This is a genomic window from Gottschalkia acidurici 9a (assembly GCF_000299355.1).
Taxonomy (GTDB): Bacteria; Bacillota; Clostridia; order Tissierellales; family Gottschalkiaceae; genus Gottschalkia; species Gottschalkia acidurici.
Genome location: NC_018664.1, coordinates 3,020,817 through 3,044,447, shown reverse-complemented (window position 1 = coordinate 3,044,447; position 23,631 = coordinate 3,020,817). Strand labels below are relative to the sequence as shown.

Below are 23,631 nucleotides of genomic sequence, written 5' to 3'. Positions count from 1 at the left end.
TGTAAGAGAGGGGAGATTACCTTGAATATTGGTAGAGTAGTAGGTACTTTAGTTGCAACTAGAAAAGATGATAGTCTTATAGGCTCAAAGCTTATGATAACACAACCTTTAGACATAGACTATAAACCAGCAGGAGAACCAATAATAATGGTAGACACTGTGGGAGCAGGTATAGGGGAAGTAGTACTATACGCTGAAGGAACTGCATCTAGAAATGCAGCTGGAAAACCGGATGCAGCTATAGACGCGGCTATCATAGGGATAGTAGACAATATGGATGTCTATAAAGACGTATTAGACAGTTAAATATCGGAGGGAGGCGAATAGCTTGTTAAAACCAGAAAATATTAAACAAGCAATGGAATATAGAGAATTAATAGACGTTTTAATGGCAGACGACAGATTTGCTGACGTTGTTTTATATAACGGTAATGTTATAAACGTAATCACTAGAGAAGTTTATACAGCTGATATAGCTATAAAAGGAGACTATATAGCATTAGTTGGAGATTGCCAATCATTAATAGGACCAGATACAGTAGTAGTAGATGTAAGAGGTAAATATTTATCACCAGGATTCATGGATTCACATATGCACTTTGAAAGTAGTATGTTAACTATAACTGAATTCTCAAGATTATCAATACCATCAGGAACAACTACTTTAATAGCTGACCCACATGAGATTGGAAATGCACTAGGATCAGTAGCTATGAAGGCTATGGCAGACGAGTGTAGCGTAGTTCCAAACTATGTAAGATTACAAGTTCCAGCATTAACTCCTGATGCACCAAAACTTGAAACAGCAGGTGTTGACGTAAACTCTAAAGACATGGAAGACCTTCTAAACTATCCAAACATAAATGGTATAGGAGAGCTTCAAGGATATTCATTAACTAAACACGTGTATAAGCATACACCAGAAATAATAACAGACCTTTTAACTTCAACTATATATGCTAAGAGCTTAGGAAAGCCAGTTGATGGTAATGCTCCAGAATTATTTGGTGCAGACTTAGCGTCACATGTAATAGCTTGTGGTGGAAAGTGTTCTTGTCACGAAACAACAACTAAAGAAGAGTGTGTTGAAAAGTTAAGACAAGGTGTTTATGTATTTATGAGAGAAGGTTCTACTCAAAGAAATATGGCTGAATGTATAAGAGCCGTAACTGAAGAAGGACTAGACTCAAGAAGATTAATATTAGTTTCAGATGATATGGTTGCTGAAGACTTAGAAAAATCAGGTCACATGAATGATATTATAAGAAGAACTATAAGAGAAGGTGTAGATCCAATTGAAGCAATTCAAATGGCTACTATAAACCCTGCGACTTATTGGGGATTCACTGATAGAGGAGCTCTATTACCAGGAACAGTAGCTGATATAGCTGTTATCAGCGACTTAAATGAAATGACTGTAGAAGCTGTATTTATAAAAGGACAACTAGTAGCGTCTCAAGGACAGATGTTAATAGAAATGCCAAAATACACTTACCCAGATTCAGTTAAAAATTCAGTAAGAATGAAGCCAGTAACAGAAGCTGACTTAGAAATACATGCAGATGGAAATACTGCTACAGTTAGATACATTCAAGCTATACCAGATCAAAACTTAACAGACGGTGGAGAAGCACAAGTTAGAGTTAATAGAGGTGTAGTAGAAGCAGATGTAAACCAAGACGTATTATACCTTACTTGTTTAGAAAGATACGGACGTAACGGAAACATCGGTAAGTGTATGGTTAAAGGAATAGGACTTAAACAAGGTGCATTTGCTCAATCAATAGCACATGATACTCACAATATGACAGTTGTAGGTACAAACCTAAGAGATATGGTTATAGCTATCAACAGAGTTATAGAAATGGGTGGTGGAGTTGCTATATCTAACAATGGTAGAGTTATAAATGAATTAGCATTACCAGTTGGAGGACTTATCACTGACGAATTAACAGGACAAGAAGTAAGTGCTAAAATAGCAGACTTAGAGTCTACAGTAAAAGATCAATTAGGTGGAACATTACATGCTCCATTTATGCACGTATCATTCTTAGCATTATCAACAAGTCCAAAGTTCAAAATATCAGATAAAGGTCTAATAGACGTAAATAACTTTGAAATATTAGATCCAGTTGTAAAATAATTAAATTCAAAAAAAGCATAAACCCCTAGAATATAGAAAAGCTTCATGTTGCTTAAGCATGAAGCTTTTATTTTTTATTATTTTAATTATTGTTTGTTTTAATAAAGATAAAGTTATATAATTTTAGTATAAAGTAAAAGCTAATTGACAATATGCTACTAACATAATGATAGCGTTTTCACATTAAACATGTATAAGATAAGAATAAGTATCGTTATGCTAATAATTAAACAACCTTTTAATCAAAAGAGTAGTAAAATATAAGTTTATTTTAGATAAAATTTAATAGCTTCGAATAAAATATAATTTTTGAGCTTGGGAGGGACTAATAGATGAGAAAAGTAAAAGTTGAAGAATCACTTGGCATGATTCTAGCTCATGATTTAACTAAAATAGAACCTGGGAAGTTTAAAGGTGCAAAATTTAAGAAGGGACACCTTATAAGGGAAGAAGATATAGAATTGCTAAAAGATGCTGGTAAGTATCATATATTAGCACTAGATTTAGATGAAAATCAACTTCATGAAGAAGATGCAGCTATAAGAATAGCAGATGCTATCAAAGGAAATGGAATATATACACAAGGACCGTCAGAAGGTAAAGTGACTCTGAAAGCTGAATATAAGGGATTATTAAAAGTAAATGTAGATGCTTTAGAGAAAATAAATAGCATAGATATGGTAACTTTAGCCACACTTCACAACAACACATTAGTGGAAAAAGATCAGGCTATAGCAGGAACTAGAATAATACCACTTTGTATAGATAAAAAGGTTATAGAACAAGTGGAAGAGTTATGTAGTGTAAATACACATATATTAGATATAAAAAAATTAAAGAGCTTTAAAGTTGGAATAGTAGTAACTGGGACTGAGGTTTATGAGGGAAGAATAAAAGACAAGTTTGGAGTTGTGTTAGAAAATAAAGCAAAATATTATGGAAGTACTGTAGTGGGTTTAAGATACTCTAAAGATGATAGCGAAATGATAAAAGGATGTATAGAAGAACTCATTAATGAAGGTGCTAACTTAATATTTACTTCAGGAGGGATGTCTGTAGACGCAGACGATGTAACTCCAATAGCTATAAAAGAGTCATCTGATGAAGTAATATCTTATGGTTCACCTGTGCTGCCTGGATCCATGTTTATGGTTGCATATAGGGGTGATCTTCCTATAATAGGGGTACCAGCATGTGGGATGTATCACAAAATAACAGTGTTAGATTTAGTTCTTCCTAGGATATTAGCAGGAGAGAGAATAACTAAAAATGATATGACTAAACTTGGACATGGTGGACTATGTTTAGGATGTGAAGTGTGCACTTATCCAGTATGTCCTTTAGGTAAGTAGGTGTATTAAAATGAATTTATTTGAAAATATAAATATATCTCTAAATAAAAAAGAACTTATTTCTATAATAGGTGGTGGAGGTAAGACAACAACTATGTTTAGATTAGCAGATGAGCTATCTAAGCATAATAAAAAGGTTTTAGTAACTACTACTACAGCTATACTAAAGCCTAAAGAAGATAAATATGAAAAACTAATAATACTAGAAGAAGGAAATACCTTAAACGATGTACCTAAAAGTGGGGTAACAGTACTATTAAAAGAGATAATAAAGGAAAATAAATATAAAGGTATAGATGAAGAAATGGTAAATGAGATATATAGCTCAAATATATTTGACTATATAATAGTAGAAGCAGATGGAGCAAATATGAAGCCTTTAAAAGCTCCTGCATCGCATGAACCAGTAATACCTGGCTACACAACTAAGACTATATGTGTGGTTGGTATGGACTGTTTAGGTAAAAAGATATATAAAGAAAACGTTCATAGACCAGAGATAATAACTAAGTTAACAAATAGTAAGTTGGGAGATACTATTACTTCGGATATAATATATGAAATAATAGTTGCTAGTGAAGGAATGTTTAAAAATACACCGCTAAAAAGTGATAGATATTTAATTTTAAATAAGGCAGAGTCAAAAGAAAGAGTACAGGCTGCTTTAGAAGTAAAAGATAAATTAATAAAAAATAAATTTGATATAGATGAAGTTATTATAGGTAGTATGAGGGGTGATTAGTTTGATTATTGGTATAATAATGGCCTCAGGATTTTCTAGAAGAATGAAGAGAGACAAGCTATTATTAGAGATAGACGGGAGTACTATAATAGAGAAAGTTTTAATAGCATGCAAGGTTTCTAAGTTAGACGATATAATGATTATATATAGAAAAAAAGAAATAAAAGAAATAGCAGATAGATATAATATAAAGTCTATATATAATGAAAATGCTGTAAACGGTCAAAGTGAGTCTGTAAAGCTTGGGCTAATGAATATCGATGATGATATTGAAGGGGTAATGTTTATAGTAGGAGACCAGCCATATTTAGATCCCAATACCATAGATGACCTTATAATTGAATTTAGAAAAGAGAAAGATAAAATTATAGTTCCTATTTACGGAGAGAAGAAAGGAAATCCAGTAATTTTTCCCACAAGCTTGAAAGAGGAATTTTTTAATATAGATGGAGATGTAGGTGGAAAGATAATAATAAACAAATTTATAGATAAAGTAAAATTTATAAATATAGAGAATTATAAAGCAGGTATAGATATAGATACCTGGGAAGAGTATGAAAACTTAAAAGAAGGGATTTGACAATATGATTAATGATGTAGTAGTTATACGTGGTGCAGGAGATTTGGCAACTGGTATAGGACATAGACTTCATAGATGCGGATTTAAGGTACTACATTTAGATCTTGAAACCCCTCTAGTCATAAGAAGAACGGTAGCATTTACTAAAGCTATATTTGACGGGGAAGGAGAGGTAGAAGGAGTCAAATGTATAAAGGCAAATAATCTACAAGATGTGTATGACGTTTGGGAAAAAGCACATGTACCAGTTATGGTAGATTCAAAAGCAGAAATTATAAAAGAATTGAAGCCAGATATATTAGTAGATGCAATAATAGCTAAGAAAAATAGAGGAACGAATAGAGACATGGCACCTATAACTATAGGAATAGGGCCAGGATTTATAGCTCCAGATGAAGTAGATGTAGTAGTAGAGTCTAAGAGAGGACATTATCTAGGAACCGCTATAACTAAGGGGAGTGCAGAGCCAAATACTGGAATACCGGGTATGATAGGTGGATTTGGAAAAGAGAGAGTTATGCATTCACCAGCAAGTGGAGTAATAAGAAATATAAGATCAATAGGGGATATAGTAAAGAAGGATGATATATTAGCTTATATAGGAGAAAATAGGGTACCACTTAAAGCTAGTATAGACGGAGTATTGAGAGGACTAATAAGTAACGGAATAGATGTCTTTGAAGGATTAAAAATAGCTGATATAGACCCGAGAGCGGAAATAGATCATTGCTTTACTATAACTGACAAAGCCAAATCAATAGCTGGAGGTGTCTTAGAAGGTATCTTTTATATGAAAAAGATTAAAGGCTTATAAGGAGTAAGTATTATGGACACTATAGTTTTAAAGAGAGTATACGAAAGTATTAAAAAAAATAATAAAATCGCACTAGTGATGGTTACTAATGTGAAGGGGGTAACACCAGCAAGAGTAGGATTAAGTATGTGTGTGACTGAAGACGGCTTCACTATAGGAACAGTAGGTGGAGGAAAGATGGAATTTGAGGTAGTTAATAAGTCATTAGAGTGCCTTAAGTCGGGAATAAGCGAAACATTTTGTTATAAGCAAGAAGTTTCGGAAGTAGCCAAAATAGGAGACGTTGAAATAGGATTGTTTATAAAAGTATTTAATCCTAAAGAAAAATTACTAATAGTAGGTGGAGGACACGTAGGATTCACACTATATCAAATAGCTAAATCACAAGATTTCTATACCGTAATATTTGATAGTAGAGAAGAATTTTGTAATAAAGATAGATTTCCTGAAGCTGATGAACTACATGTCGGGGATATAGAGGAGAATTTAAAAAGATATAATATAGATGAGAAATGTTATATAGTCGCATCAGGTCATGAGCATAAGCAAGATGAGATAGTAGTTAAGAGCTGTATAGATAGAGGTGCTAAATATTTAGGTATGTTAGGAAGTAGTAAAAAAATTAAAACTATAAAGGAAAACTTAATGAAAGAAGGCATATCTAAAGAAAGTTTAGAAAAAGTATATATGCCCATAGGACTTAATATGGGAGGAGATTCTTTAAAAGAGATAGCATTTGGAATCTTTGGAGAGATACTTGTTGTAAAAAATAACGCAAAAATAGATCATATGAAAAATATAAAAAATAAATTTAAATATAAAAGTACTTTTAATTAAGATAAAAATATAATATTCTATAGTTAATATGTTTATTTAAAACTAATTTATTCTGAAGGGAGAAAGAGAATTGGTTTATCTTGATAATGCTGCGACTACTTTTCCTAAGCCTGAGGGTGTTTATATAGAAGTTATGAAAGCTCTGCAAGAATATGGAGCTAATCCAGGAAGATCAGGACACAAGCTAGCACTACAAGCAGGAAGAGTTATATATGAAACCAGGGAGATTCTAGCTGAACTTTTTAATATAGAAAATCCTATGAATATAGTATTTACTAATAATGCAACTGAAGGCTTAAATATAGCAATTAAGGGATTATTAAAGTCAGGAGATCATGTTATAACGTCTTCTATGGAGCATAACTCTGTCCTTAGGCCTCTTAAAGCATTAGAAAAAAAAGGTGTTGAGACTACCATTATACAGTGTGATGAAAAGGGATTTATAAATATAAATGATATTAAAAATAGTATTAAAGAAAACACAAAAGCTATAATAACAACACATGCATCAAACGTAACAGGTACAATATTTCCAATAAAAGAAATAGGCCAGTTAGCTAAAGAAAATAACATAGTCTATATATTAGATGGAGCTCAAACAGCAGGAGTATATGATATAGATGTAAAATATATGAATATAGATATATTAGTGGCACCAGGTCATAAGAGTCTTTTAGGACCACAGGGAACAGGATTTATATATATAAAAGAAGGATTATGTCTAGATTGTATAAAAGAAGGTGGAACTGGTAGTAGTTCTGAATCATTATTTCAACCAGAAATGATGCCAGATAAATTTGAAAGTGGAACTCCAAATACACCAGGAATAGCTGGACTAGGAGCTGGAGTTAAATATATATTAGATAAAGGGATAGAGAATATAAGAAGCCATGAGAAAGAATTAACTAAGTATTTCTTAGACGAATTAAAAAAAATAAACGATGTAATAATATATGGCCCTTGCGATGTAGAAAAACAAGCACCGGTAATTTCTATAAATATAAAAGATCAGGATTCCTCAGAGGTAGGATATGTCTTAGATAATATATTTGATATAGGGGTAAGGACAGGACTACACTGTGCATCATTAGCTCATAAGACTATAGGAACTCTAGAACAAGGAACCATAAGATTTAGTATCGGATATTCTAACACTAAAGAAGAAATAGATTTAGCAATAACAGCTATAAAACAAATAATAGAAGAAATATAAGAGGCTTTTTATAGACAAGGGAAAGGAGAAACATATGAACTATTATATGGGTTATTTAAAAAATATTTTTGCTACCTATAGTTTTGAAATAGTATTTGTACTTGTTATAGTTAGTATTATTTTATTAATTTTTAATGCAATTAACAGAGCTAAGATAGCACTTATGGCCAAAAAATATAAAGATTTAAGTAGGCTTCTTCAGTTAGAAAAATCAGAATCTTTGGAAGATACTCTAATAACCTATCTTCAAGAACTAGGAGCTGTAAAGGATGGAGTGAGAAATTTAGAGTTTAGATATCGAGAGATGAATGATAAGTTAAAGGTATCTATACAGAAAGTTGGATTTATTAGATACAACGCATTTAATGATATGGGAAGTGACCTAAGTTTTTCTATAGCTTTACTAGATGAAAATTCAAATGGATTTGTAATAACAAATATATATGCTAAAGATGAGAGTAATGTATATGCCAAACCTATAGTAGATGGAAAGTCTACTTATCCATTATCAGTAGAAGAAATGCAAGCTTTAGATAGAGCTATGTCACTACCAGGTGAAGTAACAGCATAAAAATAATATAATAAAATAAATTATGAATAGCATAAGCCCCTAAAGAAGATAATAAACATATCTTAAAGTTAGGGGTGTTTTTTATGAAAAAAAATGTTTTAGTTCAAAGTGACTTAGAAAATATAAAAAAAGGATTAAATGAATTAGGACATAGTGTAGTTGATATGGAAACAGGAGTAGATATAGATGCAATAGTCTACATGGCAGATGGGGCTAATGTAAATTATCATAATCAAATAATGGACGTCGGGGAAAATATTTTGAATAATAATGGTGCAATATTAATTAATGCAACAGGTAAAACAATAGAGGATATAGATAATATGATAAATAATAAAGTCTATAGTCCATTAGGATTGAGAGGATAATATTTTTACTAATGAAAAGCAAATTATAGTGGCATAAAATAGTCGTCTAAAAAGCAAATAGCAATTTGATAAAAGTCGAGTTTATAAAAGAGAGTTCTTAATATTAAGAACTCTCTTTTGTCTTAAAGTACTTTATTATCTTTAACTTTAAATACTAAATTATCTTTAGATAACTTCCAAAGTGAGACTACAAAACTAGATGCAATAATATCAGCTATTTTCATAACAAGACTTAATCTTGTACTTTGTAGAACCATATATTCCATAAAACCAGAGATATTAACTATACCTAAGATACTAATATCACCTACAGCAGGAAGTGTCTTATTAACACCAGATCCTGGTGACAAAGGGCCATTCACAATATTAATAAAACCAATTTTATCCTTAGAACCAAGGCAGGCATCTATCGCTATAATAAAAGGATTACTGAAGCTAGACTTTATACGTTCAATATTATTGTTTAGATTTTTAGCATGAACAGGTTCATTAAGAGTTCCAAAGACATGAATGTTCTCATATGACTTTAAGCTATTAAAAAGCTTATGTCCAATAAGAGGACCTAGTGAATCACCTGTAGACCTATCAGTACCTATACACATAATAACTAAATCACTATAGTTACTATCATAGTACTTGGTTATGAATTGAAGTAGTGCATTATTAAGTTCCAATCTTGCAAATCTAGACTCAGAGTTCACATATATATTTTCTTTCTGAAAAGGTAAAGACATTTATAAAAACCTCTTTCTATTATGATTTTAAACATTAGAATTATTTAGTAGGAGTCTAGCCACAAAGTTTAAGTTATAAACATTATAAATAATAAAAAATAATGTGTTGACAAAGAAAAAGATAGGTGGTAAGATAATAAAGTTGCCAAAAGAGATATGGCAAACGCAGATATAAAGACACTCGAATTTCTTGGAAAATTAAGAAATAAAAAAAGTTTTAAAAAAGTGTTGACAAAGAAAAAGAAACCTGGTAAAGTAGTAAGAGTCGCCGCAAGAAAGCGACACAGCAAAACAAGAAGTAAGAAAAAAGTCGAAAAAACTTCTTGACAGAATGTTAAAAGGATGTTAAGATAGTGAAACAGACTTTGGTCTTTGAAAATTAAACAGTAAAAAGCAAGTTAATTCCTAGAATTAATAACAAATGAAGCTCAACATTAAATAGAGCAGTCAGCAGAAGCTGAGACAGAAAACTTTTATTTTGAGAGTTTGATCCTGGCTCAGGATGAACGCTGGCGGCGTGCCTAACACATGCAAGTCGAGCGGGAAAGTCGTTACGGATCCTTCGGGTGAAAGAATGACTGGAGAGCGGCGGACGGGTGAGTAACGCGTGGGAAACCTTCCTTATACAAAGGGATAGCCTCGGGAAACCGGGATTAATACCTTATAAAACTCTAGCACCACATGGTGCATGAGTCAAAACTCCGGTGGTATAAGATGGTCCCGCGTCCCATTAGCTAGTTGGTGAGATAAAAGCTCACCAAGGCGACGATGGGTAGCCGGCCTGAGAGGGTGAACGGCCACACTGGAACTGAGACACGGTCCAGACTCCTACGGGAGGCAGCAGTGGGGAATATTGCACAATGGGGGAAACCCTGATGCAGCGACGCCGCGTGAGTGATGAAGGCCTTTGGGTCGTAAAACTCTGTCCTAAGGGAAGATAATGACGGTACCTTAGGAGGAAGCCCCGGCTAACTACGTGCCAGCAGCCGCGGTAATACGTAGGGGGCGAGCGTTATCCGGAATTATTGGGCGTAAAGGGTACGTAGGCGGCCAGATAAGTCAGGTGTGAAAGGCGTCGGCTCAACCGGCGTAAGCACTTGAAACTATTTGGCTTGAGTACAGGAGAGGAAAGTGGAATTCCTAGTGTAGCGGTGAAATGCGTAGATATTAGGAGGAACACCAGTGGCGAAGGCGACTTTCTGGACTGATACTGACGCTGAGGTACGAAAGCGTGGGGAGCGAACAGGATTAGATACCCTGGTAGTCCACGCCGTAAACGATGAGTGCTAGGTGTTGGGGGTCGAACCTCAGTGCCGCAGCTAACGCATTAAGCACTCCGCCTGGGGAGTACGGTCGCAAGACTGAAACTCAAAGGAATTGACGGGGACCCGCACAAGCAGCGGAGCATGTGGTTTAATTCGAAGCAACGCGAAGAACCTTACCAACATTTGACATCCCTCTGACAACTCTAGAGATAGAGTCTCCCTTCGGGGCAGAGGTGACAGGTGGTGCATGGTTGTCGTCAGCTCGTGTCGTGAGATGTTGGGTTAAGTCCCGCAACGAGCGCAACCCTTACCTTTAGTTGCCATCATTAAGTTGGGCACTCTAGAGGGACTGCCGATGATAAATCGGAGGAAGGTGGGGATGACGTCAAATCATCATGCCCCTTATATGTTGGGCTACACACGTGCTACAATGGTCGGTACAACGGGCAGCGAAACCGCGAGGTGGAGCGAATCTCAATAAGCCGATCACAGTTCGGATTGTAGGCTGCAACTCGCCTACATGAAGCCGGAGTTGCTAGTAATCGCGGATCAGAATGTCGCGGTGAATACGTTCCCGGGTCTTGTACACACCGCCCGTCACACCACGAGAGTTGGTAACACCCGAAGCCAGTGAGCTAACCGCAAGGAGGCAGCTGTCGAAGGTGGGATCGATGATTGGGGTGAAGTCGTAACAAGGTAGCCGTATCGGAAGGTGCGGCTGGATCACCTCCTTTCTAAGGAGAAACGCTTTTTACTGTTTAATTTTGAGAGACCAAAACTCTCAAATAAGTTTTAGAACACTTATAAAGATAGATCAGATAAAACATCTGATACCTATGCTTTATAAAATGCCGTCTAAAACAAATTGTACCTTGAAAACTACACAGCGAAATAGATTAAAATACAATTAACCGAGATATATTAATATATTAAGGAAAATTAAATCTCAATAATAAATTGAGTAGTGAATGTCAAACTTATTTGATATTTACTTACTAACTGGTCAAGTTAGTAAGGGCATAGGGTGAATGCCTTGGCACTAGGAGCTGAAGAAGGACGCGATAAGCTGCGAAAAGCTACGGGGAGTCGCAAGTAGACACTGATCCGTAGATATCCGAATGGGGAAACCCACTTGAGGCAAACCTCAAGTACCATATACTGAATACATAGGTATATGGGAGCAGACCAGGGGAACTGAAACATCTAAGTACCCTGAGGAAGAGAAAGAAAAATCGATTCCCTCAGTAGCGGCGAGCGAACGGGGAAGAGCCCAAACCATGAGAGTTTACTCTTATGGGGTTGCGGACATAACATAAACGGAGAGGTATTGTAACCGAAGAGAGCTGGAAAGCTCCACCACAGAGGGTGATAGTCCTTTAGGTGAAACGAGAAAACTCCAAGTTATGATCCAGAGTACCACGAGACACGTGAAACCTTGTGGGAAGCAGGGGGGACCACCCCCCAAGGCTAAATACTACCTAGTGACCGATAGTGAAGCAGTACCGTGAGGGAAAGGTGAAAAGAACCCCGGGAGGGGAGTGAAATAGAACCTGAAACCCTATGTCTACAAGCAGTGGAAGTTCTTTATATGAACGACCGCGTACTTTTTGTAGAACGGGCCAACGAGTTACGTTATGCAGCAAGGTTAAGTTGTTAAGCAACGAAGCCGAAGGGAAACCGAGTCTTAATAGGGCGATTAAGTTGTATGGCGTAGACCCGAAACCGGACGATCTATCCATGGGCAGGATGAAACGAGAGTAAAATCTCGCGGAGGTCCGAACCGATTAGCGTTTAAAAGCTACCGGATGACCTGTGGATAGGGGTGAAATTCCAATCGAGTCCGGATATAGCTGGTTCTCCTCGAAATAGCTTTAGGGCTAGCCTCGAGAAAGTGAAGTGGGGGTAGAGCACTGAATGACTGCGGGGCGCTATGCGTTACCAAAGTCTATCAAACTCCGAATACCACATTCATGATTCTCGGGAGTCAGACTATGTGTGATAAGATTCATAGTCAAAAGGGAAACAGCCCAGATCATCAGCTAAGGTCCCAAAGTACAGATTAAGTGGTAAAGGATGTAAGACTACACAGACAACCAGGATGTTGGCTTAGAAGCAGCCATTCATTCAAAGAGTGCGTAATAGCTCACTGGTCGAGTGGTCTTGCGCCGAAGATAACCGGGGCTAAAATCTGTCACCGAAGCTATGGGATGTGTATAACATCGGTAGAGGAGCATTGTATGTGGGCAGAAGTCATACCGTAAGGAGTGGTGGACTGCATACAAGAGAGAATGTTGGCATGAGTAGCGAAAGGTGGGTGAGAATCCCACCCGTCGAAAGCCTAAGGTTTCCTGAGGAAGGCTCGTCCACTCAGGGTAAGTCGGGGCCTAAGCCGAGGACAAAAGTCGTAGGCGATGGACAACAGGTTGAGATTCCTGTACTACCTAAATGCGTTTGAGAAATGGAGTGACACAGGAGGATAGGTGAAGCGTACTGTTGGTTATGTACGTCTAAGCAAGTAGGGAGTTCTGGTAGGCAAATCCGCTAGAACAATCCTGAGATGTGATGGGGAGCGAAAATAAGTAGCGAAGTCACTGAATCCACACTGTCGAGAAAAGCTTCTATCGAGCAAATAGGTACCCGTACCGCAAACCGACACAGGTAGGCGAGGAGAGAATCCTAAGACGAGCGGAAGAACTCTTGTTAAGGAACTCGGCAAAATAACCCCGTAACTTCGGGAGAAGGGGTGCTGGAGGCTGTGAAGGGTGCACACCTGGAGCAGCAACCAGCCGCAGTGAATAGGCCCAAGCGACTGTTTACCAAAAACATAGGTCTCTGCTAAATCGAAAGATGAAGTATAGGGGCTGACGCCTGCCCGGTGCTGGAAGGTTAAGGGGAAGAGTTAGCGCAAGCGAAGCTCAGAACTTAAGCCCCAGTAAACGGCGGCCGTAACTATAACGGTCCTAAGGTAGCGAAATTCCTTGTCGGGTAAGTTCCGACCCGCACGAAAGGCGTAACGATTTGGGCACTGTCTCAACAAGAGATCCGGTGAAATTGTAGTACCAGTGAAGATGCTGGTTACCCGCGACAGGACGGAAAGACCCCGTGGAGCTTTACTGCAGGCTGATATTGAATTTTGGTATCATATGTACAGGATAGGTGGGAGACTTAGAAACCAGGGCGCCAGCTTTGGTGGAGTCACCGTTGGGATACCACCCTTATGATGCTGAAGTTCTAACTAGAAACTGTGAAACCAGTTTTAGGACACTGTCAGTTGGGCAGTTTGACTGGGGCGGTCGCCTCCTAAAGAGTAACGGAGGCGCTCAAAGGTTCCCTCAGTACGGTCGGAAATCGTACGAAGAGTGTAAAGGCAGAAGGGAGCTTGACTGCGAGACCTACAAGTCGAGCAGGAACGAAAGTTGGACTTAGTGATCCGGTGGCACCGAGTGGAAGGGCCATCGCTCAACGGATAAAAGCTACCCCGGGGATAACAGGCTTATCTCCCCCAAGAGTCCACATCGACGGGGAGGTTTGGCACCTCGATGTCGGCTCGTCTCATCCTGGAGCTGAAGTAGGTTCCAAGGGTTGGGCTGTTCGCCCATTAAAGAGGCACGCGAGCTGGGTTCAGAACGTCGTGAGACAGTTCGGTCCCTATCCGTCGTGGGCGTAGGAAATTTGAGAGGAGTTGTCCCTAGTACGAGAGGACCGGGATGAACAGACCTCTGGTGTATCAGTTGTCGCGCCAGCGGCATGGCTGAGTAGCTAAGTCTGGAAAGAATAAGTGCTGAAGGCATCTAAGTACGAAGTCTCCCTCAAGATAAGATTTCCCATAGGGTTAACCTAGTAAGATCCCAGGAAGACTACCTGGTAGATAGGTCACAGGTGTAAGGGCAGCAATGTCTTCAGCTTAGTGATACTAATAGATCGAGGGCTTGACCAATATATTAAAGAATAATCTAATCGCTGTGTAGTTTTGAAGGTGCAAAACATCTTTAAAAAAGCAAAGAAATCCAGTGACGATAGCGAAGGGGTCACACCTGTTCCCATACCGAACACAGAAGTTAAGCCCTTCAGCGCTGATGGTACTTGGCGGGAGACTGCCTGGGAGAGTAAGACGTTGCTGGTTTTTTTATTTTTTGAAAAGACCTAAGTTTTCCTATAAAAATGTAGGAATACCTAGGTCTTTTTTATTTCTTATTTATATTTAATTTGAAAATACTCGAGACATATGTTTATATAATTAATAATTCACTATTACTTGTAAAAATTCATCTTATACATTACAATATATACAAAAGAAGGAAACTATGCTAGCTTAAAAAATACCTTGATATAAAGATGACACCATAAGATAACACCTGTATATATTTATTGATATATAGTATATAAATAGATGTACAGAAATACATATATATAATAAGATTAAATACTCTAATATTTAAAATATATTTGAAGTTTACTTGGGGGATTTGTCATGTATAAAGATTTAGATATTAATAAATTATCATATGAAAGTAAAGAGATATTTCTAGGAGAACAAGGTATAAAAGCTATAAATATTATAAACACTCTTATAGAATTTAGACTGAATCCTAAATCAGAGTATAAAGAAGATATAAAGAGGTTTTTTAGTTCAATATGTGCGGCGTCTTCTATACTAGGATATAATAATTTATTAAATGCAGGTGAATATTATGCAAGCTACATAGACTCGGTAGATGAAGTAACAGTAAATTCTCATGAATTTTTCTCTAATCTATTAAATGGGATAGGAATTATAAGAAAAGAGATAGAAATGTTAAAAGTAAACTTAAATAATGAAAAATTAAATACTAATAAAGATATTATTAGTAGTATTTCAAGTGTAAAGAAACGGCGAAGTAAAGGCAATATATTAATATTAGATGATGATAGATTAACGTTAAGTATACTTAAAGATGCCTTTAAAGAAGAAGGTTATAATGTAAAGACTACGACGAATCCTTATGATGCTATAGAACAAGCTTTAAGTAGCCATATAAATATTGTTCTTATTGATATAATAATGCCCAAACTTAATGGGTTTGAGGTATTTGAAATTTTAAAGAAAAATAAAATTGACATACCCATAATATTCTTAACAGGAAAATCTTTAACAGACTATAAGGTAGATGCATTAAGCAAAGGTGCAGATGACTACATAACAAAGCCATTTGAAATTAAAGAGGTTATAGCAAGGGTAGAGAGAGCGTTAATGAGATCACGCCAATATAAGTCAAAACTAAATATTGATAAGCTTACTGGTGTTCATACTAAGGATTTTTTTAATGAGAAAATAAAACAAATAACGAAATGCACAGAATTGTCACAGGATCTTTCAGTAGCTTTTATAGATATAGACGATTTTAAATTAATTAATGACACATATGGTCATTTAGTTGGAGATTATATACTAAGAGATTTTGCTGAATTTCTTGAGGAACATATAGATCAAAAAGATCTTATATTTAGATTTGGTGGAGATGAATTTATAGTCTTATTTAATGGTAAGAAAGAAATAGATGCATTTGAATGTATGGAAGTTTTCAGGGAGAAATTAAATGATAGAATATTTATATATGATGATTTAAATTGTGAAATAAATATAACTATTAGCATAGGGGTTACATCTATAAATAATAGAGATAGCATAGAAAAAATACTCAAAAGATCGGATAAATGCTTATATAAATCTAAGGAACTTGGAAAAAACAGAACCATATGCTGTAATAATATAAAAACGAATAGAGACTATAAGAATAAAATAGTAATGCTAAAAGAAGAAAGTAATATAACTGATTTTATCAAAACAAAATTCAAATATATAGGTTATGAATTTTATTCTACTTATGACGAGAATCATCTTGAGGAATTGATAAAGCAATTTACCCCGAATTTAGTTATACTAGATTTAACAATGGAGTATATTGACCCAATAAATATATGTAAAAAAATAAGGAATTATGATAATGTAAAAAAAACTAAGATAATAGTGATAGTAGATAAAAACCAGAAACGAGAAATAACAGAATGTGTACAAATAGGAGTTGACGAATATATTATAAAACCATTTTCCGTGCTTGAACTAGAAAGAAGAGTAAGCTTATTGCTAAATAATAACAAAAAATAGCATCTAACGATAAGTTGTATAGATTAAACTAGCTATAAATTATAACTTTTCTTGACTATGTCTTATCTATAAAGGATAATTATAATATAATGAGATAAATAAAGGTTAGAGCATGATATTAAAAAATACTTATTAAACAAGAGAGGAAATCAAATATGACTGAAAAAATTAAAATGAATGTTCCTATCGTAGAGATGGACGGAGATGAAATGACAAGAATTATATGGGAGATGATAAAAGATAAACTTTTAAATCCATATATAGATTTAAAAACAGAATATTATGATCTTGGACTTAAGAAAAGAGATGAAACAGAAGATCAAATCACTGTAGATGCAGCTAATGCAATAAAAAAATATGGAGTAGGTGTAAAGTGTGCAACTATTACTCCAAATGCTGATAGAATGAAAGAATATACTTTGAAAAATATGTGGAAGAGTCCGAATGGAACTATAAGAGCAATTTTAGATGGAACAGTGTTTCGTACACCTATTATAGTAGAGAACATAAAGCCTTTTGTGAAGACATGGGAGAAACCTATAACGGTTGCTAGACATGCATATGGTGATATATATAAGGATGTAGAGTATCGTGTAGAAGGTGCTGGAAAAGCAGAACTTGTATTTACAAATGAAAGTGGAGAAGAGATATCAAGACAAACGATACATGAATTTAACGGACCTGGAGTAGTACTTGGGATGCATAATATAGACAAATCTATAGAGAGCTTTGCTAGATCATGCTTTAACTATGCACTAGACCAAAAAGAAGACTTATGGTTTGCAGCTAAGGATACTATATCTAAAACTTACGATCATAGATTTAAAGATGTATTTGAAGAAATATATGATAATGAATACAAGTGGAAATTTGAAGCCGAAGGAATATCTTACTTTTATACACTTATAGATGATGCTATAGCTCGTGTAGTAAAATCTGAAGGTGGTATGATATGGGCTTGTAAAAATTATGATGGCGATGTTATGTCAGATTTAGTAGCAACTGCATTTGGAAGTCTAGCTATGATGACATCAGTACTAGTTTCACCAGAGGGATACTACGAATATGAGGCAGCACATGGAACAGTTCAACGCCACTACTATAAACATTTAAAAGGTGAAGAAACATCTACTAATGCTATGGCTACTATATTCGCATGGACAGGTGCACTAAGAAAAAGAGGAGAACTAGATAACATAAATGAACTAATAGATTTTGCAAATAAGTTAGAATCAGCATCTATAAGAACAATAGAAGAAGGGGTTATGACTAAAGACCTGTCATCACTATCTGAAACATCAAATGTGAAAGTAGTAAATACAGAAGAATTCTTAATAGAAATTAAAGAGCGTTTAGACGCAATAATATAAAAATAAAAAATCCCATCAGAACTAATCTAAAGTGATTACTTCTGATGGGATTTTTATATGTAAAGGTTTAAAGTATCTAAGAAATACTACAAGTAATTTATAAAGTCGAGTATAAATCGATTTTTGTAAAATAGTATAGAAAAATACTGAAGATTAGTATATTATAAAAGAGGCCTAATCATATAAAATGACATTTATGCTATATATTAAAAGGAGGAGAGACAATATGGAAAATTTGCAAGGGACTTTTCAGAAAGGACTTTCATCAGTTCAAAAAGGGCTCCAAGAAGGAAAGGAAAAGTTTCAAAATTCACAGGAGATTATTTCTCTAAAGATGAAGATATCAGAAAAAGAAAGCAGAAGAGCTAAGCTAGTATCTTTAGTAGGAGAAATAGCCTATATGAAAATAAGAAAAGGAGAGATTGATAGTACAGACTTCAGCGGACTACTAGATGAAATAAAAGAAGTAGATAAGTACATCTATAACAATTTAAAGATTATTGAAGAAAAAATAAGGGATAAAACTAACACTACAGCGTGCAAATGCGGAAATATGTTAATGAATTCAGATAAGTTTTGCGGAGCTTGTGGAGCATCAGTGGAAGTCAAAAATGAGGAAGATATTATAGACTATATAAGTTGTAGCAAATGTGAAGAAGTTATACCAGCATCTTCGGAATTCTGTAGTTGCTGTGGATACAGTATAAAATAAGAGGTGATTAAATGTTTTGTAGTAAATGTGGGCAGTCCAATAAAGACTACTCAAACTACTGTGAAAAAGATGGACAAAATCTTAGCAAAAATAATAAAGATGCAAAATTTCAAAAAACTAAGTCAAAGTACTGTAGTGAATGTGGAAAGATAGTAGAGGAACATAGTACATACTGTAATGGGTGTGGAGCAAGTTTATTTGATATAAGCGAAAAAGAAAATATAATAGACATAAGTAAAAATATAGGCGAAGTGAATATTAGCAAGGATAGTATAGACTTTATAAAGATCATGAAATTTAGTCTTGGAGGATTTCTTGCGGTGATCATAGCCAACTTTGTAATGGCATCTATGGCGAATGATGTTATAAGTAAAATTATAAGCGAAGAAATACGAATTGCTAGCGTAGATATTAACATATTAAATGGTATGGATCTAACACTGCTATCTAATTTTGTTAGCCTTAAGTTAGATGGAGTGATTGATCATCTTGGAGACTCAAACATAAGTTTAAAAGGAGGATATTTTCCACTTATGCTAATACCGGCTACAGTATTTTTTATTATAGGAATGCTAATATCCAAAAAGGATATGTCTGAAAATAGAAAGATAAATATAAGTAATATAGTTTTAACCGGTTTGGCTTATGGATTGTACCTAGCTATTATTTCTTTAATATCAAGATATAGTATAGAAATTAATGAATATGGTTTTAGTGCCAAGTTACTTAAGAAATATGCTGTTACATCGGCTTTGTTTAATGGAGTTATTATATCAAGTATATTTAGCCTGTTTGGATATAGTGTTTATGGAAAGCTTAAGAAGAGAGAATATTCGCTTTTCAAACATGAGATTTTATTAAATGGTACTTTTAACTTTGGAGTTATTTTAAGTATATCATTTATTTTAGTATTTATTATTTTATTTATTAATACTAAATCAGAAGGGTTACTACTTAGTCGAGAAGGAATAAATATGATAATGAGGCTACATGCAAGTGCCTATGTATTTCTATTGTTAAACTTTGGAACATTCAAAATGTTTGAAGACGATTCAGCAACCTATTTAGATAAAACTTCAATATTTAATTTGAATGAAGTAGGAACAGACATCAGTGGAAACTTTTCAATATATATGTATATAGCTTTAATAATTCCGTTTATAGTATTCTTTTTATTAGGTAGGAAAACTAAAATAAAGCATGGACAGGATATGAAGAGAATCATTTTTACATCAATGGTTTACTCATTACTAGTAACAATCTTTGCATATATTATTAATTTAAAGATGAGTGCTTCTGTAAGTGGCAATATGTTATTTGAAGAATCAGATGCATTTATGATTAGTATGGGATTTAGTATTATTAGTGTATTTATAGGCAGCTTTATATTTTCTTTTATAGGGGTATTAGCTGGGAATCTATTAAGTAAAGAAAAATAAAACATGGAAGGAAGAACACATGAGTAGAAAACTACAAATTATTATGGGTGGACTAATAATAGTTTTATTTCTAGGATTTATATTTATAAGTATATTTAAGTCCAACTTTAATAGTGAAAAGTTACTAGCAGAATTGTACGAGGCAGTAGATAAAGGTGATAGCAAGTATTTAGGTAAATACATTAAGGTTAAAGGAAAGACACATCTAATAGACGAAGATGTAAAAAAGATAACTAATCTACTAAATAACATGGGCAGTATGGATATAAGAATATTTGATAAAGAAGTAGATGATAGCTATAACGTGTTTATATCAAAAGACGGAAAAGAAAAGCTTTTATATGATAAATTTGTTATAAATGTAAACACAATCAATCTAGTACTAACTACGAATGCACCTAACTCAAAAGTTTACTTAGATAATAAGGCCATAGGAGAAACTAATGATGAGGGTAAGTTACACTATAAAAATATAATTCCAGGAGAGTATAATGTAAAGGTAGAATATAGCGGTAAATACGGAAAGTCAGAGATAACTGAAAAGATAAAGATATGGAATGAAGTAGAAGATACTATTGAAGTTTCACTAGATTTAAATATTGGATATATAGATATATATTCTAATAGAGATGATGCTAAACTGTACGTAAATGGCAAAGATACAGGATTACTAGTAAAAGATATTCATAACTTTGGCCCAATTCCTTTAGATGGATCCATAACCATACAGAGTAAAGCAACAGCAGAGAACGGGATAATAGAAAGTGATGAGAAAGTAGTAAATCATAGTACAAGCTACAAATTAAATTTAGAAGACAAAGAAAACTCAATTGAAGAAACATTGAATGAATTAGTATACAACTATGAAGTTGGGTTAGTAAATGCTATAAATTATAATGATTTTAGCTATGCATCACCTTATATACTAAAGGGAAGTAATCTATACAATGCCCAGCTTAAACTCATAAAGAATTTAAATGAACAAGGAATAAAGGAAGACTATATAAGCCATGAACTTATAAAAGTACAAAAAATTGATAACGCTAAATATTACCTTACGGTGTCTGAAAGTCACAAAGTGTATAAAGCTGATGGCGGTGAAAATATTGTTAAACATACATGGCAATATGACGTTCAGAAAGTTGGCGATAAATATTATTTAACTAACCTTAAGTAGGTTACCATAAGCATATTTAATTATAAGCATTTAGTTATCAAATGAAAATGCTAATAGAAAAATAAAAAATTCTTAATTAAGATAAAAGTAATAGGATAATGTTTAGGAATATAAAGAAGTTATGAGAGTAGGGATAAAGACCTATTCTCATAACTTCTTACTTTAATAAAGATTAAGACTTGATAAATAATATGGATAAAAATTTAGAAAAAGTATTGACATGATAGGTGAGATTTGATAAAGTAGTAAAAGCCGCCACGAGAGATGGCGAACAATAGAACTTTCTTAGAGATACTTAATGGAACTTAAAAGATAAATAAAAAAGTTTGAAAAAAGTGTTGACAAAGAAAAAGAAATCTGGTAAAGTAATAAGAGTCGCCACAAGAAAGCGACAAATAAAAACAAGAAGTGATAAAAAAGTTTAAAAAACTTCTTGACAAGAACTTAAAAGAATGTTAGAATAATAAAGCAGACTTTGGTCTTTGAAAATTAAACAGTAAAAAGCAAGTTAATTCCTAGAATTAATAACAAATGAAGCTCAACATCAAATAGAGCAGTCAGCAGAAGCTGAGACAGAAAACTTTTATTTTGAGAGTTTGATCCTGGCTCAGGATGAACGCTGGCGGCGTGCCTAACACATGCAAGTCGAGCGGGAAAGTCGTTACGGATCCTTCGGGTGAAAGAATGACTGGAGAGCGGCGGACGGGTGAGTAACGCGTGGGAAACCTTCCTTATACAAAGGGATAGCCTCGGGAAACCGGGATTAATACCTTATAAAACTCTAGCACCACATGGTGCATGAGTCAAAACTCCGGTGGTATAAGATGGTCCCGCGTCCCATTAGCTAGTTGGTGAGATAAAAGCTCACCAAGGCGACGATGGGTAGCCGGCCTGAGAGGGTGAACGGCCACACTGGAACTGAGACACGGTCCAGACTCCTACGGGAGGCAGCAGTGGGGAATATTGCACAATGGGGGAAACCCTGATGCAGCGACGCCGCGTGAGTGATGAAGGTCTTTGGGTCGTAAAACTCTGTCCTAAGGGAAGATAATGACGGTACCTTAGGAGGAAGCCCCGGCTAACTACGTGCCAGCAGCCGCGGTAATACGTAGGGGGCGAGCGTTATCCGGAATTATTGGGCGTAAAGGGTACGTAGGCGGCCAGATAAGTCAGGTGTGAAAGGCGTCGGCTCAACCGGCGTAAGCACTTGAAACTATTTGGCTTGAGTACAGGAGAGGAAAGTGGAATTCCTAGTGTAGCGGTGAAATGCGTAGATATTAGGAGGAACACCAGTGGCGAAGGCGACTTTCTGGACTGATACTGACGCTGAGGTACGAAAGCGTGGGGAGCGAACAGGATTAGATACCCTGGTAGTCCACGCCGTAAACGATGAGTGCTAGGTGTTGGGGGTCGAACCTCAGTGCCGCAGCTAACGCATTAAGCACTCCGCCTGGGGAGTACGGTCGCAAGACTGAAACTCAAAGGAATTGACGGGGACCCGCACAAGCAGCGGAGCATGTGGTTTAATTCGAAGCAACGCGAAGAACCTTACCAACATTTGACATCCCTCTGACAACTCTAGAGATAGAGTCTCCCTTCGGGGCAGAGGTGACAGGTGGTGCATGGTTGTCGTCAGCTCGTGTCGTGAGATGTTGGGTTAAGTCCCGCAACGAGCGCAACCCTTACCTTTAGTTGCCATCATTAAGTTGGGCACTCTAGAGGGACTGCCGATGATAAATCGGAGGAAGGTGGGGATGACGTCAAATCATCATGCCCCTTATATGTTGGGCTACACACGTGCTACAATGGTCGGTACAACGGGCAGCGAAACCGTGAGGTGGAGCGAATCTCAATAAGCCGATCACAGTTCGGATTGTAGGCTGCAACTCGCCTACATGAAGCCGGAGTTGCTAGTAATCGCGGATCAGAATGTCGCGGTGAATACGTTCCCGGGTCTTGTACACACCGCCCGTCACACCACGAGAGTTGGTAACACCCGAAGCCAGTGAGCTAACCGCAAGGAGGCAGCTGTCGAAGGTGGGATCGATGATTGGGGTGAAGTCGTAACAAGGTAGCCGTATCGGAAGGTGCGGCTGGATCACCTCCTTTCTAAGGAGAAACGCTTTTTACTGTTTAATTTTGAGAGACCAAAACTCTCAGAAATAGAAG

Annotated in this window: 17 protein-coding genes and 4 rRNA genes; 20 read left to right on the top strand and 1 reads right to left on the bottom strand. The window is 35.7% G+C overall.

Annotation, left to right across the window (positions count from 1 at the left end):
* The first annotated feature begins 21 nt into the window (after positions 1 to 21).
* The 10 genes from CURI_RS14525 (at position 22) to CURI_RS14480 (ending at position 8,620) form a co-directional block, all read left to right on the top strand.
* On the top strand, positions 22 to 306 hold the full coding sequence (locus CURI_RS14525; RefSeq protein WP_014969004.1) for a EutN/CcmL family microcompartment protein: 285 nt from the start codon (positions 22 to 24) through the stop codon (positions 304 to 306).
* A 22-nt stretch (positions 307 to 328) separates the two neighbouring features.
* Positions 329 to 2,143 (top strand): adenine deaminase, encoded by a 1,815-nt coding sequence (locus CURI_RS14520; protein ID WP_014969003.1) that lies wholly within the window; start codon positions 329 to 331, stop codon positions 2,141 to 2,143.
* A gap of 332 nt (positions 2,144 to 2,475) precedes the next feature.
* Entirely contained in the window at positions 2,476 to 3,495 is a 1,020-nt protein-coding gene (locus tag CURI_RS14515; RefSeq protein WP_014969002.1) for a molybdopterin-binding protein, read from the top strand.
* A 10-nt stretch (positions 3,496 to 3,505) separates the two neighbouring features.
* Positions 3,506 to 4,237: a selenium cofactor biosynthesis protein YqeC gene (yqeC, locus tag CURI_RS14510; protein ID WP_014969001.1), complete on the top strand. Its 732-nt coding sequence runs from the start codon at positions 3,506 to 3,508 to the stop codon at positions 4,235 to 4,237.
* Position 4,238: 1 nt separating this feature from the next.
* Entirely contained in the window at positions 4,239 to 4,817 is a 579-nt protein-coding gene (gene mocA / locus CURI_RS14505) for a molybdenum cofactor cytidylyltransferase (RefSeq protein WP_014969000.1), read from the top strand.
* 4 nt (positions 4,818 to 4,821) lie between these two features.
* Positions 4,822 to 5,631 carry a selenium-dependent molybdenum cofactor biosynthesis protein YqeB gene (gene yqeB, locus CURI_RS14500; protein WP_014968999.1) on the top strand — a complete coding sequence of 270 codons (810 nt, stop codon included), beginning with the start codon at positions 4,822 to 4,824 and terminating at the stop codon, positions 5,629 to 5,631.
* A gap of 12 nt (positions 5,632 to 5,643) precedes the next feature.
* A complete protein-coding gene (locus CURI_RS14495; RefSeq protein ID WP_014968998.1) occupies positions 5,644 to 6,468 on the top strand; it encodes an XdhC family protein in 825 nt (274 codons plus the stop codon).
* Positions 6,469 to 6,538: 70 nt separating this feature from the next.
* Positions 6,539 to 7,681: an aminotransferase class V-fold PLP-dependent enzyme gene (locus tag CURI_RS14490; protein WP_014968997.1), complete on the top strand. Its 1,143-nt coding sequence runs from the start codon at positions 6,539 to 6,541 to the stop codon at positions 7,679 to 7,681.
* Between the two features lie 34 nt (positions 7,682 to 7,715).
* Positions 7,716 to 8,252 (top strand): DUF4446 family protein, encoded by a 537-nt coding sequence (locus CURI_RS14485; RefSeq protein ID WP_014968996.1) that lies wholly within the window; start codon positions 7,716 to 7,718, stop codon positions 8,250 to 8,252.
* 83 nt (positions 8,253 to 8,335) lie between these two features.
* On the top strand, positions 8,336 to 8,620 hold the full coding sequence (locus CURI_RS14480) for a YkuS family protein (protein WP_014968995.1): 285 nt from the start codon (positions 8,336 to 8,338) through the stop codon (positions 8,618 to 8,620).
* A 122-nt stretch (positions 8,621 to 8,742) separates the two neighbouring features.
* Here the strand turns inward: CURI_RS14480 and yyaC are convergent, their stop codons facing one another.
* Entirely contained in the window at positions 8,743 to 9,354 is a 612-nt protein-coding gene (gene yyaC / locus CURI_RS14475; protein WP_014968994.1) for a spore protease YyaC, read from the bottom strand.
* Between the two features lie 156 nt (positions 9,355 to 9,510).
* Between yyaC and CURI_RS15965 the strand changes: the two genes are divergently transcribed.
* The 10 genes from CURI_RS15965 to CURI_RS14430 all read left to right on the top strand — a co-directional run bounded on the left by CURI_RS15965 (position 9,511) and on the right by CURI_RS14430 (position 23,571).
* Positions 9,511 to 9,681, top strand: a complete 171-nt coding sequence (locus tag CURI_RS15965) for a hypothetical protein (RefSeq protein WP_187287407.1) — start codon at positions 9,511 to 9,513, stop codon at positions 9,679 to 9,681.
* Between the two features lie 147 nt (positions 9,682 to 9,828).
* A 16S ribosomal RNA gene (locus CURI_RS14470) occupies positions 9,829 to 11,353 on the top strand.
* Between the two features lie 267 nt (positions 11,354 to 11,620).
* Positions 11,621 to 14,556, top strand: a 23S ribosomal RNA gene (locus CURI_RS14465).
* Positions 14,557 to 14,625: 69 nt separating this feature from the next.
* Positions 14,626 to 14,742 (top strand): 5S ribosomal RNA (rrf, locus tag CURI_RS14460).
* The 16S, 23S and 5S rRNA genes sit together here, the layout of an rRNA operon.
* A gap of 348 nt (positions 14,743 to 15,090) precedes the next feature.
* The gene (locus CURI_RS14455) at positions 15,091 to 16,764 is read left to right on the top strand and encodes a response regulator (protein WP_014968993.1); all 1,674 of its coding nucleotides are present in this window, start codon (positions 15,091 to 15,093) and stop codon (positions 16,762 to 16,764) included.
* A gap of 155 nt (positions 16,765 to 16,919) precedes the next feature.
* A complete protein-coding gene (locus CURI_RS14450; protein ID WP_014968992.1) occupies positions 16,920 to 18,134 on the top strand; it encodes an NADP-dependent isocitrate dehydrogenase in 1,215 nt (404 codons plus the stop codon).
* 226 nt (positions 18,135 to 18,360) lie between these two features.
* Positions 18,361 to 18,846, top strand: coding sequence for a zinc ribbon domain-containing protein (locus CURI_RS14445; protein ID WP_041701845.1), 486 nt, complete (start codon positions 18,361 to 18,363; stop codon positions 18,844 to 18,846).
* 11 nt (positions 18,847 to 18,857) lie between these two features.
* Positions 18,858 to 20,285 (top strand): zinc ribbon domain-containing protein, encoded by a 1,428-nt coding sequence (locus CURI_RS14440; RefSeq protein WP_014968990.1) that lies wholly within the window; start codon positions 18,858 to 18,860, stop codon positions 20,283 to 20,285.
* A 19-nt stretch (positions 20,286 to 20,304) separates the two neighbouring features.
* A complete protein-coding gene (locus tag CURI_RS14435; RefSeq protein ID WP_014968989.1) occupies positions 20,305 to 21,462 on the top strand; it encodes a TcaA 3rd/4th domain-containing protein in 1,158 nt (385 codons plus the stop codon).
* Positions 21,463 to 22,046: 584 nt separating this feature from the next.
* Positions 22,047 to 23,571 (top strand): 16S ribosomal RNA (locus CURI_RS14430).
* The last annotated feature ends 60 nt before the right edge of the window (positions 23,572 to 23,631 follow it).

Coding starts and splice junctions, on each gene's coding strand:
- CURI_RS14480 (WP_014968995.1), top strand. CDS start 8,336: ATGAAAAAAAATGTTTTAGTTCAAAGTGACTTAGAAAATATAAAAAAA.
- yqeB (WP_014968999.1), top strand. CDS start 4,822: ATGATTAATGATGTAGTAGTTATACGTGGTGCAGGAGATTTGGCAACT.
- CURI_RS14495 (WP_014968998.1), top strand. CDS start 5,644: ATGGACACTATAGTTTTAAAGAGAGTATACGAAAGTATTAAAAAAAAT.
- yyaC (WP_014968994.1), bottom strand. CDS start 9,354: ATGTCTTTACCTTTTCAGAAAGAAAATATATATGTGAACTCTGAGTCT.
- yqeC (WP_014969001.1), top strand. CDS start 3,506: ATGAATTTATTTGAAAATATAAATATATCTCTAAATAAAAAAGAACTT.
- CURI_RS15965 (WP_187287407.1), top strand. CDS start 9,511: ATGGCAAACGCAGATATAAAGACACTCGAATTTCTTGGAAAATTAAGA.
- CURI_RS14485 (WP_014968996.1), top strand. CDS start 7,716: ATGAACTATTATATGGGTTATTTAAAAAATATTTTTGCTACCTATAGT.
- CURI_RS14450 (WP_014968992.1), top strand. CDS start 16,920: ATGACTGAAAAAATTAAAATGAATGTTCCTATCGTAGAGATGGACGGA.
- CURI_RS14445 (WP_041701845.1), top strand. CDS start 18,361: ATGGAAAATTTGCAAGGGACTTTTCAGAAAGGACTTTCATCAGTTCAA.
- CURI_RS14435 (WP_014968989.1), top strand. CDS start 20,305: ATGAGTAGAAAACTACAAATTATTATGGGTGGACTAATAATAGTTTTA.
- CURI_RS14515 (WP_014969002.1), top strand. CDS start 2,476: ATGAGAAAAGTAAAAGTTGAAGAATCACTTGGCATGATTCTAGCTCAT.
- CURI_RS14440 (WP_014968990.1), top strand. CDS start 18,858: ATGTTTTGTAGTAAATGTGGGCAGTCCAATAAAGACTACTCAAACTAC.
- CURI_RS14455 (WP_014968993.1), top strand. CDS start 15,091: ATGTATAAAGATTTAGATATTAATAAATTATCATATGAAAGTAAAGAG.